Annotated in this window: 12 protein-coding genes and 2 pseudogenes; 13 read left to right on the top strand and 1 reads right to left on the bottom strand. The window is 26.3% G+C overall.

Annotated features, from left to right (window positions below):
• Nucleotides 1–1,097 precede the first annotated feature (1,097 nt).
• From KQI36_RS17895 to KQI36_RS16615, 13 genes and pseudogenes are all read left to right on the top strand, one after another.
• Nucleotides 1,098–1,226: a hypothetical protein gene (locus KQI36_RS17895; protein WP_280527046.1), complete on the top strand. Its 129-nt coding sequence runs from the start codon at nucleotides 1,098–1,100 to the stop codon at nucleotides 1,224–1,226.
• Nucleotides 1,227–1,354: 128 nt separating this feature from the next.
• Nucleotides 1,355–2,527, top strand: a complete 1,173-nt coding sequence (locus KQI36_RS16670; protein ID WP_216451889.1) for a hypothetical protein — start codon at nucleotides 1,355–1,357, stop codon at nucleotides 2,525–2,527.
• A 509-nt stretch (nucleotides 2,528–3,036) separates the two neighbouring features.
• On the top strand, nucleotides 3,037–3,753 hold the full coding sequence (locus tag KQI36_RS16665; protein WP_216451888.1) for a zinc ribbon domain-containing protein: 717 nt from the start codon (nucleotides 3,037–3,039) through the stop codon (nucleotides 3,751–3,753).
• A gap of 135 nt (nucleotides 3,754–3,888) precedes the next feature.
• Complete coding sequence (locus KQI36_RS16660; RefSeq protein ID WP_216451887.1) at nucleotides 3,889–4,251, top strand: DUF5780 domain-containing protein; 363 nt, start codon at nucleotides 3,889–3,891, stop codon at nucleotides 4,249–4,251.
• Nucleotides 4,252–4,360: 109 nt separating this feature from the next.
• Entirely contained in the window at nucleotides 4,361–4,801 is a 441-nt protein-coding gene (locus KQI36_RS16655) for a hypothetical protein (RefSeq protein WP_216451886.1), read from the top strand.
• Nucleotides 4,802–5,366: 565 nt separating this feature from the next.
• A complete protein-coding gene (locus tag KQI36_RS16650; protein WP_216451885.1) occupies nucleotides 5,367–5,660 on the top strand; it encodes a hypothetical protein in 294 nt (97 codons plus the stop codon).
• 231 nt (nucleotides 5,661–5,891) lie between these two features.
• Nucleotides 5,892–6,118: pseudogene (locus KQI36_RS18005) on the top strand (hypothetical protein); the annotation flags it as partial.
• 341 nt (nucleotides 6,119–6,459) lie between these two features.
• The gene (locus tag KQI36_RS16640; RefSeq protein WP_216451883.1) at nucleotides 6,460–6,897 is read left to right on the top strand and encodes an HI0074 family nucleotidyltransferase substrate-binding subunit; all 438 of its coding nucleotides are present in this window, start codon (nucleotides 6,460–6,462) and stop codon (nucleotides 6,895–6,897) included.
• A 1-nt stretch (nucleotide 6,898) separates the two neighbouring features.
• Nucleotides 6,899–7,189 carry a nucleotidyltransferase domain-containing protein gene (locus KQI36_RS16635; protein WP_061997002.1) on the top strand — a complete coding sequence of 97 codons (291 nt, stop codon included), beginning with the start codon at nucleotides 6,899–6,901 and terminating at the stop codon, nucleotides 7,187–7,189.
• Nucleotides 7,190–7,274: 85 nt separating this feature from the next.
• Nucleotides 7,275–8,607 (top strand): annotated as a pseudogene (brxL, locus tag KQI36_RS16630) (protease Lon-related BREX system protein BrxL); the annotation flags it as partial.
• A gap of 535 nt (nucleotides 8,608–9,142) precedes the next feature.
• Nucleotides 9,143–9,961: a transporter substrate-binding domain-containing protein gene (locus tag KQI36_RS16625; RefSeq protein ID WP_216451882.1), complete on the top strand. Its 819-nt coding sequence runs from the start codon at nucleotides 9,143–9,145 to the stop codon at nucleotides 9,959–9,961.
• Between the two features lie 9 nt (nucleotides 9,962–9,970).
• Entirely contained in the window at nucleotides 9,971–10,636 is a 666-nt protein-coding gene (locus KQI36_RS16620) for an amino acid ABC transporter permease (RefSeq protein ID WP_216451881.1), read from the top strand.
• Between the two features lie 13 nt (nucleotides 10,637–10,649).
• Nucleotides 10,650–11,381 (top strand): amino acid ABC transporter ATP-binding protein, encoded by a 732-nt coding sequence (locus tag KQI36_RS16615; RefSeq protein WP_216451880.1) that lies wholly within the window; start codon nucleotides 10,650–10,652, stop codon nucleotides 11,379–11,381.
• Nucleotides 11,382–11,596: 215 nt separating this feature from the next.
• Here KQI36_RS16615 and KQI36_RS16610 read toward each other — a convergent pair whose 3' ends face one another.
• Complete coding sequence (locus KQI36_RS16610) at nucleotides 11,597–13,003, bottom strand: peptide MFS transporter (protein WP_216451879.1); 1,407 nt, start codon at nucleotides 13,001–13,003, stop codon at nucleotides 11,597–11,599.
• Between the last annotated feature and the right edge of the window lie 521 nt (nucleotides 13,004–13,524).

Genomic DNA, 13,524 nt, shown 5'->3' with positions numbered 1-13,524 from the left:
TTTTCTAACATTTCATCATAATCTAGCCAGTAGTATTTTTCTCCATTAAAAACTTTAGATATAAATTTATTATGATTTTTAAATATATAATCTAAAATTAAAATATCATCAAAACTAACCTTTGCTTTAATAGCCTCAACTTCATTAAAATTTAATTCATATAACATAAATAAACCCTCCTAAAATTAAGCTCTCACTATTCATATATGCATTAAGAGGAGAGAGTTCCGACTCTTTTTTATGTTTTTTAAAAGAAATTAGCAAGTTTATTCAGTTTTATATTACTTTTAAATTTAATTGTAAATAAAGAAAAATAAACAGTAAGTGTTCATCAAAAATAAACTAATAAACTTCTGAATAGAAACCAAATATAAAACCATTTATGGTCAAGTATTGATATGAATGAATTAGCCTTGTACTTAGAGAGTAATCTAGGTATAAGTTTTTTTTATCTAGTCTAAATCCAGTAAAATCAATCGTTTGGAGTATGTAAGGTAGGAGCTCTCGAAAGAGCCCTTTTTCTATAAGTAAATAAATCCAACCAAAGCACCGCAGGTGCATGTATAGGTAGTGGCAAAGTTGTTAAAGGCAGTAGTAGTAAGGGGTTGATAAGTATAGTACCAAAAAACAAAAGTATAATTATGTTAAAATACAGGTAAAGAGTTAATTATAGGGGGATTAATATTAATAAGTTACAAGAGTTAAAAATGTGGATTGATAACGATGAAGTAGATTTAGAAGAAGTAAAATTTTAAATATTGGAATATAAAGAAATAAGGTCTTGGCATACAAAAGAGTGGAAGGAGTTAAGAGATAGGTATTAAAAGATTCATGTGAACAATGTGGGAGTAAAGAAAAACTCACAGTTAAACATACATGGTATCCAGATAATTATACTGATATTAAACATAGGATATTATTAAAATATGAACAAATATTAAGATAAGAATATTCAGAATAGAAGATAGGGAAATAGAAGAATAGTATGATTTCTATGACTTAAATATATCTAATGAAAACCATACAAGAATAGATAGAAATTATTAAATATTTAATGAAATTTATAGCAAGATAGAAAAATATAGAGCTATAAAAATATGAGTAGAAATCAGTTTGTTATTGATGAAAAAGAAATTTTTACTATGTATTATAAAACAAAATTTCATTTATCAAATAATATGATAAATGAAATAGATAAATATTTTGATGTAAATACAAAAGGATGAGAGAATGTAAAAGAAGTTATGAAAAATTAGAAGTGTTAATAGAGTGTTTAGAAAAAAGGATACTTGAGTTTAATATAGTATATAAATAAATATAAGTATATAATATAATTATAGTAAGGAGGGGTATAATGTCAAATTTTATAATGAATGGTAAAATAGTAAATAGTGATGGAAACTTTTCAAAGGCAAAAATAAAGGATTTAAAGTACTTTATAAGAGATTATGAATTAGATGAAACTATATTTAAAAAATTACCTTTAGAATTATTAGGCAAAATAGATAATGATTTACCAATAAATGGTTCGAAGGAGTTGATAGATTTATTTGAAAAAATAGATGCTAAAAAAATAGACATACCTGAAGTGATTGAGAATATAAATTTTAATGGAGTTACAGAGGAGAATGAAATTATATTAAACTTTGTTAATGACGACTTGGTAGCTAGTGGGGTTTATAATTTTACATATCAATTTTTTGAAGAGCTATTTGATATGGGAAAATATGAAAAGTTTTGTTTCGAAAATAATTTACAAGATGTAATTAATGAAAATATAGTTAAATTGTTTGAAAAATTCAAAGAAACAAAAAAGCAATATAGATTAATAGAACAAAATGAAAAATGGTATTTAAGAGGAATAACATCTATCAAATATAATAATTATGATAATAATATTGCCATATATATTACAATGTTGCTTTTAAGTAAATTATCTATAGATAGGAATATAGGGATAAGTGTAAAATCTGCATATATAAGTGATTCAGATATTAAGGTGTTCTTTGAGCAAGATAACTATAAGAAAGTTGATGGCGTTGGTAATGTATATTTTGGTGTATTATTAACAAATGGAGAAATTAGAAACAGCCAATTTTCTCTTGAAGTATATTACAGAATAGAAGATGAAAATTTATCATTTACGGCAATTCCAGAATTAAAAGATTCAATATTTAGTATAAATCATACATTAAGAGTAGATTGGTTAATTACTAAAGTTCAAAAAATTGATGAATTAATAAATATTGAAAATAGTATGCTAAAATATATAAAAGCTATAAAAGATATAAAAGTATTATCTGAAAATGTATTATATAACTTAATGTTAAAAATAACTCAATCTAGAATACTTATTTCAGAAACAAAAGAAAATTTTAAAAACATATATGATAAGAATTTAATTAATAATTCAATGACATTATTACAAGTTTTTGATAAAGTAGATAAAATAACTATTGATATTGATGAAAAAATATATTTACAGAGGATTTATAATGAAATAATAAAAGATTTGACTAATAGATAAATAACGTAAATTATGTGATATATATAATTGTATATATCATATATGTTCATCAAAAATAACTTTTGAATGAAATAACAAAGTTCTGAATAGAAATCAAATACAAAACCATTTATGGTCAAGTAGTGCATGAAAAAATTAGCCTTGTGCTTAGAGAATAATCTAGGTATAAGTTTTTTTTAGTCTAAATTCAGTAAAATCAATGGCTTTAGATATGTAAGGTAGGAGCTCTTGAAAGAGTTCCTTTTTCTATGGGTAAATAAATCCACCAAAAGCACCGGATGTACCTGTATAGGTAGTAACAAAGCTGCTAAAGGTAGTGGTGGTGAGGGTGGTTCAGAGCATTGATATAAAGGAACAGTAATTTATCTATTTTATTAGTTTGGTTTTACATATATTGATATTATAGTAAAATTATTTACATATAAAGAAAACATTTACAATAAGAATAATAGTTGTTAAAATTATATACGGAAATAATAAATTTATATGTGTTAAAGGAGGATATAAAGGTGAATTGTCCTAATTGTGGAAAAGAAAATGAAAATGGGAGTTTATTTTGTAATCAATGCGGAAATAAATTTTTGTTAGAAGAAAAAGAAGAAATTTTAGAAAAAGAAGACGTGATTGAAAAAAATTTAAACAAAAGTCCTAAAAAAATAGTATCAAAAAAAGCAGTAGCGGTAGTTATAATAAGTTTAATTATAATAAGTGCTTTAGGTATAATAGGTGGAATAACTTATAAAAATGGAGCAATTCTTAAATTTAAGAGCCAAATCAAAAATAATAACAAATCTGAAGCAATAAAAGTATTTAGCAATAAGATAAAAGGTCATCCAGATAAAGAAAATAAAGCTAAGATTATTTTACAAGATGAAGCTACTAAAAATAAAGAATTATTTAAAGCAGAAAAAATAAGTTATGAAGATGCACAAAAAAAAGTAGATATAATAAAAAGTATAGATAACCTATCTGATAAAATTAATATTTCAGTAATAGATATAACTAATATTCATAATTCAAGAGAAGCTTTTAAAAAAGCTGAAGAATTTGTAAAACAAGGTGACATAGTTAGTAGTATAAAAGAATATAATAAGGTTTTAAAAGATGATAAAAATTACTCAAAAGCTCAAGACGAAATAAAAAAAAATACAGAACAATATAGGAAAGAGGTTTTGAAAAAATCTCAAGAATGTGAAGAAAATCAAAAATATGATGAAGCAATATAGGTTTTAGCTGAGGCTATAGAAATAATTCCAGAGAATTCAGAATTAATCGCTAAAAGTGAAGATTATAAGAAAATAAAAGAAGAGAAACTGATAACGGAATTACAAAGTAATCAAGAGTTAAGTATAATTGATTGCATGGTTATACCAGATTACTTTGAAGTTAATGATGAGGCTAGAGTTATTGTTAAAAACAATACTGATAAGGTTGTCAAAAAATTTACCATAGGTATTCTTATGTATGATGAAAATGGATATCCTATTAAATCAGGTGTACTTGCTGGTGGAAGTCACTTATTTAATGGTAAGTCGGATTCGGCAAATATACAAGCTGGACAAACATTTGGATATGATAGAGCATGGAATATATATACAGATTATGGTACTGTAAAGCAGATAATTGCATGTGTAAAAACTGTTGAATATTATGATGGAAGTAAGTGGAGTAATGATTATTATACTTATTGGGAAAAAGAACATTTGAAGAATCCTCTTAAATAATTTATAAATATATAGAAAAATTGAAGTTATTTATGAAATTAAAATTAGCAAAAGTAAATATTAACTTAAAAGGAGAATTAAATTAGTTTTATAAAATGAGGTAGCAATTATGAAGAAAAAAGTATTTATAATAATTTCAGTAGCAATAATTTTGATTTATTTATTCTATCCAGATACTCTATCATCTAAAATTGATTTAGAAAAATTATCTCAGACAGATAATTTTAAGCTAGAATTTATTCATAGAAATAATATATTAGAAGGTGGAGATGTAACGATTATATCTAATCAAAGTGACATTAATAAATTTATAGATTTAATATCTAATTATAAATGTGTTCGAGATGTAGTTCTTACTAAAAAATTAGATAAAGTAGAAACTTATAACATTAATTTTAGAATTAATGATGGAATTGTAGGTTCCATGTATTTTAGTGAAAGTTATGTATATTTAAATATAGAGGATTCAATAATAAAAAGAAAAAGATATATTATGCTTGATTATATAGATTTTAAACTTTTAAATAAATTTGTGGAATCGTTGAAATAAGTACATTTAAGTATAATATCTAAGTAGGGAAGAGTATTTTTATATTTAATCAATAAACTATAATACAGATTATTAGATTAAGAATAAAAAAAGTTCTATATCATCATAAAAAAGGTCATAATTAAATTTATGGCCTTTTTATGACAATAAAATAATGAAAAAATATGATAAATTGATTATGAATTTAATATTAGATATTGCTTTTATAAGTTCGGTAGGAAAAATATATAGGTTAAATTTTGAATTTATATTACCATAAGTTAAAATATAATTATATTGTTTAAAAAATTATTATTATTAGATGTAATTACAATTAAAAATAATTGAAAAAATTGTTAAACTTACAATTAGTAAAAAGGTAGTAGCAATTTGAAAAATAATTTTATTGATAAAAGAGAATTAATAGTGTTTTTAGTAACACAGGATTTATAGTTAGATTATGAGGTAGTTGTCAAAAAAATTATCATAAGAAAATCAGAAAAAACAAGAAAAATGGTATACACATTTCAAAAAAGACAAATATAAAGCACTATGGGACTTAGGGGTTAATGAAAAAGAAGATTGGATGTCACCTACTATAACTTTTCTGTTTATATTTACACTTTCAACACAATCAGATATTGAATTTGTCAGGGAAGAGGCTAACTTAACTTTGTCAGAATATGAAGTTGAAGATATTAAGAAAATATTCCATTTTCAATTGGAATGGAATTTATTAATAATCATTGGATTGAATTTGTTTGGTCGAAAATTAATGAAGTATATAAAAGAAATATCTAATTACAATGGAACGGTTAAAGAGTTTTTATTAGAACGAAATACTAATATAAATAAACTACCATTAAGCTTATACTCTTAAAACTTATCAAATCAAAACCATTGTTAAAATGGATTTAATAATATTATGTAAAATAGTATTCAAAATTGAAATTGTGTTATAATAATAAAAAATAGGAATAGTTCAAATTTAAAGGCGATGATTATTATAAAAAATGATAATTATTATAGAGTATTTCAGTTAATAGACATGTATTAACAGTAGGAGAAATTTAGGATGAAAATAAAGTAAAAGGATTTATTTGAAAAGAATATTGATATAGATATTAACGGTGTTATTAAAATAGGACAAGTTGATGATGAAAATATAAAACAAGAACTAGAGGAGTATGTGGTTACTAATGAACTAAGAGGACATATAGATGAATTTTTTGAAGCATATAAAAAAGGGGTAATAAGTAATATAAATAATATGGGTGTTTGGCTTCAAGGTTTTTTGGTAGTGGCAAATCACACCTTTTAAAAATATTATTTTATCTAGAAGTTTTTGAAACTTTAGATGTATATGATTTTAAAGAAAAAATTAAGAAAAATATAATTGAAGAGTTTGATAACCTTTATAATAGAGTTGAAAGTGCAAACAGTTTTGCTATACTTTCCTCAATGTCAGACCTTTCAGAAAAGGTAGATCCTGTACCAGAGGTTGTCATTAAAACTAAAATGTTAAGTATGAGAGAGTTTGTAAAAGGACAAAAAACTATAAAGAATAATGAGGATATAGATGCTGTTGTGGAAAGTTTAAGAAGAAAGTTAAAGGAAGAATTAGAGAAAGATACTATCATAAGTTTGATTTTAAATAAAAAATTCTAGGAGCGATTAAGATGAATGGAATATTAGATAAATATGATGAATCAATTAATTTAACTTATAATTACACATATAGGATGCTTACACATTTAAAAAATATAAGAGATAACTATAGAGATTTGAAAAATGCAGATGAGATAACATTAGAAGTGTATAGGGATTCTATAATAAAAAAATATGAAACTTTAGAGGATTTAACATGGAAGTTGTTATCTAAAATTTTTAAGGCTGATGGGCTTGAAATAAATAGTCCAAGAGGTTGCTATAAACATGCTTTCAAAGAGGGATTAATAGAAGATATGATTGTTTGGAATGATATATTACTTGCAAGAAATTCAACTGCCCATATATATGATGAAAGTGATTATGAAGCAATAAAAAATGACATAATAGAGAAATATATAGGAGCTATAGAAAACCTTTTAAATAAAATATTAATGGAGAAGTTATAATATGTATGGTATAGAAGAAAAAGTATATAAAAAGTTAACTTCATATTTTGAGAACAATAAGTATATAAAAAAAATTGTGTTATTTGGGTCAAGAGCAAAGGGCACATATAATTATAACTCTGATATAGACCTTGGAATTTTATGTGATAAAAAGTATAAAGGTACTATAGCACAGGATTTAGATGAAATTGTAGGAGTATATTCTCTAGATATTGTTTTTTTAGATAGTATGAATGAAGAAATAAAATTACAAATAGAGAGAGATGGAATAGAAATTTATAAAAATCTATGATAAGTAAAGTAGGGATTAAAGTATATAAAAGTTATAATATATTTTCTGTTTTTTAAGTAGATTACCAGATAAGAGAAGAAAATATGTAAAAGAAATATCTCCTAACTCAATATTAGTATCAGTTGGTCAAACAACTGTTGCAAATCTTTTTTTATAATATGTCTCAAAGAAAAATTGGACTTGTAGGCATGTGGGATACTGTAGCTTTTAATGAAGTGGCAAGAATAACATTTAAAGATAAAGATGGTATTCAAATAATGAAAGATTATATGGCTTCTGGTTCATTTGCGAGAGGTAAAGAAGAGAAGGCAGCCTCTGCATTTGTGGTGTTTGTGGGAAATATAAATCAAAGTGTAGATGTGCTTTTGAAAACATCTCATTTATTTGAACCATTCCCAGAGGCTATGGCTTATGATTCAGCTTTCTTTGATAGAATGCATTTTTACTTACCAGGATGGGAAATACCAAAAATGAGACCAGAGCTTATAACAAATAGTTTTGGATTTATAACGGATTATCTTTCAGAATACTTAAGAGATATGCGAAAAAGAACTTATGGAGACACTATTGATAAATACTTTAAATTAGGCAACAATTTAAATCAAAGGGATGTTATAGCAGTTAGAAAAACAGTATCAGGTCTTGTTAAACTTTTATATCCTCACGGAGAATATGAAAAAGAAGATGTAGAAGAAGTATTAAAATATGCTTTAGTTGGAAGAAGAAGAGTAAAAGAGCAATTAAAGAAAATTGGTGGAATGGAATTTTATGATGTTCATTTTTCTTACATAGATAATGAAACCATGGAAGAAAATTTTACCTCAGTTCCAGAACAAGGATCAGGTTCATTAATACCAGAAGGAGCATCAAAGGCAGGTCATGTCTATACTATTGGTATAGGTGATTCTGGAATGATAGGTGTTTATAAACTTGAAACGGAAGTAGTATCAGGGAATGGTAAGTTTGAAAAAACAGGAGTAGGTTCTTATAGAGAGGCAAAGGAAAGCATTGAAACAGCATTTAGATATTTTAAAGCCAATAGCAAAAATATAAGTGCATCTATATCAACTACTCAAAAAGATTATTTAATGCATGTACAAGATGTAAATGGAGTTGGAATGACTTCAAGTTTGTCATTAGCAACGATAATAGCAATGTGTTCAGGGGCACTTATGAAACCAGTGCAAAGCCAATTAGTAGTATTAGGTTCTGTAAGTATAGGTGGAACAGTAAATAAGGTAGAAGATTTTGCAAATACATTACAAGTTTGTTTTGATGCAGGGGCAAAGAAAATTTTACTACCAATGGTAAATGCAGCAGACATAGGAACAGTCCCACCAGAATTGTTTGCTAAATTTCAAATAATGTTTTATAGCACAGCAGAAGATGCTATATTTAAAGCATTGGGAGTTATATAGGGTTCCAAGTTGACTCTTAAATTTATTCATTCCAAAACTTGGACACCTAAAATAGTGAGACATGCTTTGAATCATTTAGAATTTAACACTACATTTTATATGAAAATATTTTAAACTTAAACTATTCACTCTTAACTAAAAAAGTCTGTTAGTTATTGATAAAATATTAATTTAGGTTTTCTCATTTGATAAATAAATTTAAGATTTGATTTGAAACCCTATAATATATAAAGGTCATAATTAATTTTATGGCCTTTTAGTGTTATAAAATAAGAATTTTGTGAAATAACTCTTATTTTATAATAAAAGTAGAAAGTCTATTTGTTTACAGAGATTATTTAGGTTGGTAGTATTATTCTATGATTATAATATTAAATCGCAAAATTACAATTAAAAGACACTTGTATTATAGGATAAATTAATAGTTAGATGACTAACAATCTGAATAAGTAATAGTTGGTGAATAAGTAGGAAAAAATTGCTATACTCTTCGTAGAATTGTTATAAATATATAATAATCAAGGGGGAATTTATTATGAATTTAAGAAAAAGAAAGTTGATAGCAATTTTAGCTACAGTTATTGTAGGGACAAGTGTTTTAATGGGATGTTCCAATAAGACAAAGGAAGCTACAACTACTAATGTTGAAAGTAAAGAAAAACTTGTAGTTGGAGTATCTACAGAATATTTTCCATGGTGCTTTAAAGAAAATGATACATCGAAGGGATTTGAAGTTGATGTTTGGAATGAAATAGGTAAAAGAACTGGGTATGAAATAGAATTTCAGACTGCTAAGTTTAGCGGACTTATGGGTATGTTAGACGCTGGAAAAGTTGATACTGTTGCACATCAAATGTCTACTACAGAGGAGAGAAAAGCAAAGTATGATTTTTCAGATACATATGCATATAGTAAGTATAAATTTATAGTTCCAAAAGACGGTAGCATAACTAAGATGGAGCAGTTAAAGGGTAAAAAAGTAGGCTGTGTATTAGGGGGAAATGGAGAAAAAACATTAAATGAAATAAACGAAAAGGAAAATCTACAATTAGAGATTATAACTTTTGATGGAGTGCCAATGGAAAAAGACGTAGAGAATGGAAGACTTGATGCAGCATGGTTATCAGAAGTTAAAGCAAAAACAACTATAGAACAAGGTAATTTAAATTTAAAAATATCAGATATAGATACTGGAGTTTATGAAATAAATCAATATCCCTTTAGAAAAGAAGAAAAAAATAAAGAAATTATAGAAAAAGTTAATGAAGCGATAAATAAGATGCATGAAGATGGAAAACTTACAGAAATATCTGAGAAATGGTTTAGGTTAGACACTACTAAAGAAAGCAACTAAGGTGAAAATATGGTTATATTTGATTTAGACTTTGCATTAAACCTAATACCATTAATGTTGAAATACTTAATGGTAACTTTAAAATTATCTTTTTTATCTTTAATATTTGCTTTGATTTTAGGGGTTATATTAGCAATAATCGTAGATGCAAAGGTTCCAATGCTTTCATTTATAGCGAAAGTGTATGTTTCCTTTTTTAGAGGAACTCCGCTAGTTGCTCAGTTATTTTTTATATACTTTGGATTGATACAGATTATACCTATGTTAAAAGGATTATCAGCTTTTACATCAGCGGTAATTGCTCTTAGTTTAAATGCAGCAGCCTATTGCTCAGAAAGCCTACGAGGCGCAATAAGTTCTATAGACAAGGGACAGATGGAGGCAGCTTATGCCTTTGGTATGACGTATTATCAAGGTATGATAAGAATTGTATTACCACAAGCTATAAAGGTTGCAATACCTACCTTAGTAAATGTATTTGCAGATATAGTAAAAGGTTCATCATTAGCATTTACTATAGGCGTCACGGAAATTATGGCAACGGCTCAATCAGAGGCTGCAGCTCAATATAAATTTTTGGAGGCGTTTACTTGTGTAATATTAGTTTACTGGGCATTAAGTGGAATTATTTCTATTATACAAAGTAAACTTGAAAAGGTATTCAGTAAAGCTTAATGAGGAGTTTTTTATGTTACAGATAAATAATTTAAATAAAAGTTTTGGAGAAAATAAAGTATTAAAAAACGTAAATTTGAATATAAAAAAGGGTGAAGTAGTAACAATTGTTGGCCCTTCAGGCACAGGAAAGTCAACGCTTCTTAGATGTATAAATTTTTTGGAAAGAGCAGAAAGTGGAAAAATGACCTTTAAAGATTCAAAGATAGATTTTGAATCACCAAATAAAAGTCAGATATTAGATATAAGAAAAAGAACTGCTATGGTTTTTCAAAGTTATAATTTGTTTAAGAATAAAACAGCTATAGAAAACATTATGGAACCACTTACAACAGTAAGGAAAATAAGTAAGGTAGAAGCAAAAGAAATTGCAATTAATACTTTAAAGAAGGTGGGCCTTTATGATAAAAAAGATGCTTACCCATCTAAATTGTCTGGTGGTCAACAACAAAGAATAGCTATCGGTAGAGCACTTGCTGTTCAGCCAGAGATAATACTTATGGATGAGCCTACATCAGCTCTTGATCCAGAACTTGTATATGAGGTTTTAGAAGTTATAAAATCCTTAGCAAAAGAACATGTAACTATGATTATAGTCACACATGAAATGAATTTTGCTAGAGAAGTTTCAGATAAAATAATATTTATGGAAAATGGAAATATTGTTGAAGAGGGGAGTCCACAAGACCTTTTTAACAAAGAAAATAATACCCGATTAAGTAAGTTTGCTAAAAAATCTTATTAAATTATACAAAGGAAAAATTTATGTATGATAGGGTATAGAGTCTTTAATATAAGGAAGTATTATTAAGAATATTTTAAAAGTGACTTTTGTATTAATCAAGGGTCACTTTTAGTCATTATTTTTTTAATATATAATGATTAAAAAAGAAAATTAGAATAGACAAATAAAAAGAGCTGAATAATTATTTTATTCAGCTCTGTATTGTTTAACTAATATTATTCCATCATAGCAACTAGTTTTTTGTTTAAAGCTAATAGGATTAATCCTATTACAATTGAAACTACAGCTATTCCACCGAATATTTCTAAGTGGCCTAAAGTTTCAGTATATGCTGCGATAACGCCTGCTAGTTTATTAGCAACGAAACTACTTAATAACCATACACCCATTAAGAATGATGCAAGTTTAGCTGGTGCTAATGAACTTACCATTGAAAGTCCTACTGGTGATAAACAAAGTTCTCCCATAGTATGAAGATAGTAAGCTCCTACTAACCATAACATGTTAGCTTTTATTGCAGTATCTTCTACGTTTCCGCCTCTTTGCATAACAGCTCCTACCATTAATAAGAAACCAATACCTAACATTATCATACCAATAGCCATCTTTGTAGGGATACTTAAATCACCTTTTTCTCTACTAGCTAGCTTAAGCCATAATTTTGATACAGGTATTCCAAATAATACTATAAATAGTGGGTTTAGTGATTGGAACCATGAAACTGGCATTTCCCATCCACCAATTCTTCTATTTACATAATCTTGAGTATAAATAGTAAGTGAACTTCCTGCTTGCTCAAAGCCTGTCCAGAAAACAACAACGAAAGCTGTTAATATACATATAACAATAGTTCTATTCTTTTCTTGTTTAGTTAAAGGCTTGTTTGCTTCTTTTTTATCTGTATTGTTTTTAGCCTTATTTACTGATTTTTTACCAATATCTCCAAGGTATTTTTGTGATAATAATGTGAATATGATTTGTCCTAAAATCATACCAAGACCAGCAGCTAAGAAACCATATCTAAATCCATAATGTATAATTTCACCTGCTTGTTTTGTTGCCATTAAATTCTCAGCTAAAGTACCGCATATAAGAGGAGCTAAAAATGATCCTACGTTTATTCCCATGTAGAAAATAGTAAACGCTGCATCTTTTCTTTTATCTCCTTCTGGATACAATTGTCCAACTAATGTTGAAATATTTGGTTTAAAGAAACCATTACCAACTATAAGTAAAAATAATCCTGTATATAATGCCATCATACTTTGATGTGAAAATAAAGTTAATTGACCAATAGCTATTATAATTCCACCAATGGTAATAGCTTTTCTTTGACCAATATATCTATCTGAAATATATCCACCGATTATTGGAGTAAGGTATACAAGTGCTGTAAAAGTACCATACATATTTAATGCTGATGCTTTATCAACGCCAAGACCGCCTCTTATAAATTCAGTAGTTAGATACATTACAAGTAAAGCTCTCATACCATAGTAACTAAATCTTTCCCACATCTCAGTAAAAAATAACAAATATAATCCTGGTGGGTGTTTCATCTTGCCAGTTTTGTTATTTGAAACTTCGTTGATCATGTCTTCGTTTGATTGTCTAAGTTCCATAATTAACCACTTCTTTCATTTATTTTTTGTACAGTTTATTTTCTGTTATTGTAATTTTATCAGCAATTTTGATATTTTACAAGTAAAAAATTGCATTTTTATGAACATATACATTATTTTTTAAATTTTAAACGTGTAAACTTATACATGAAAATACATAAATAAGCATTGTTTTAACATATATATTTCATTTTCTTAAAATAATGCAATTATTCATTCAATTGTAGCTGTGTCATGGTGTAGAATCACTTTTAATAACAGTTTTTCCATTAAATAATAGGAAAATATATTAAAAAAATATAATTATATAAGAAATAAAAAAATATATACTTTCCGTCTTTTGTAGTTAAATTCAATTTTTTCTGTTTAAAGTTTTTTAAAAAATAGGAAATTAAAAGACTGAAAATTTCAATAAATCAATATTTTTTGATGAAAAACCCCTAATAAACTAAGTTTGTTTAAATAATATTCATATGTATCCATTATGGTTAAAAATGTAATAAATTAAATTAAAATGAAAT

The organism is Clostridium senegalense (genome assembly GCF_018916625.1).
GTDB lineage: Bacteria > Bacillota > Clostridia > Clostridiales > Clostridiaceae > Clostridium_J > Clostridium_J senegalense.
This window is presented reverse-complemented; position numbering and strand designations above follow the sequence as displayed.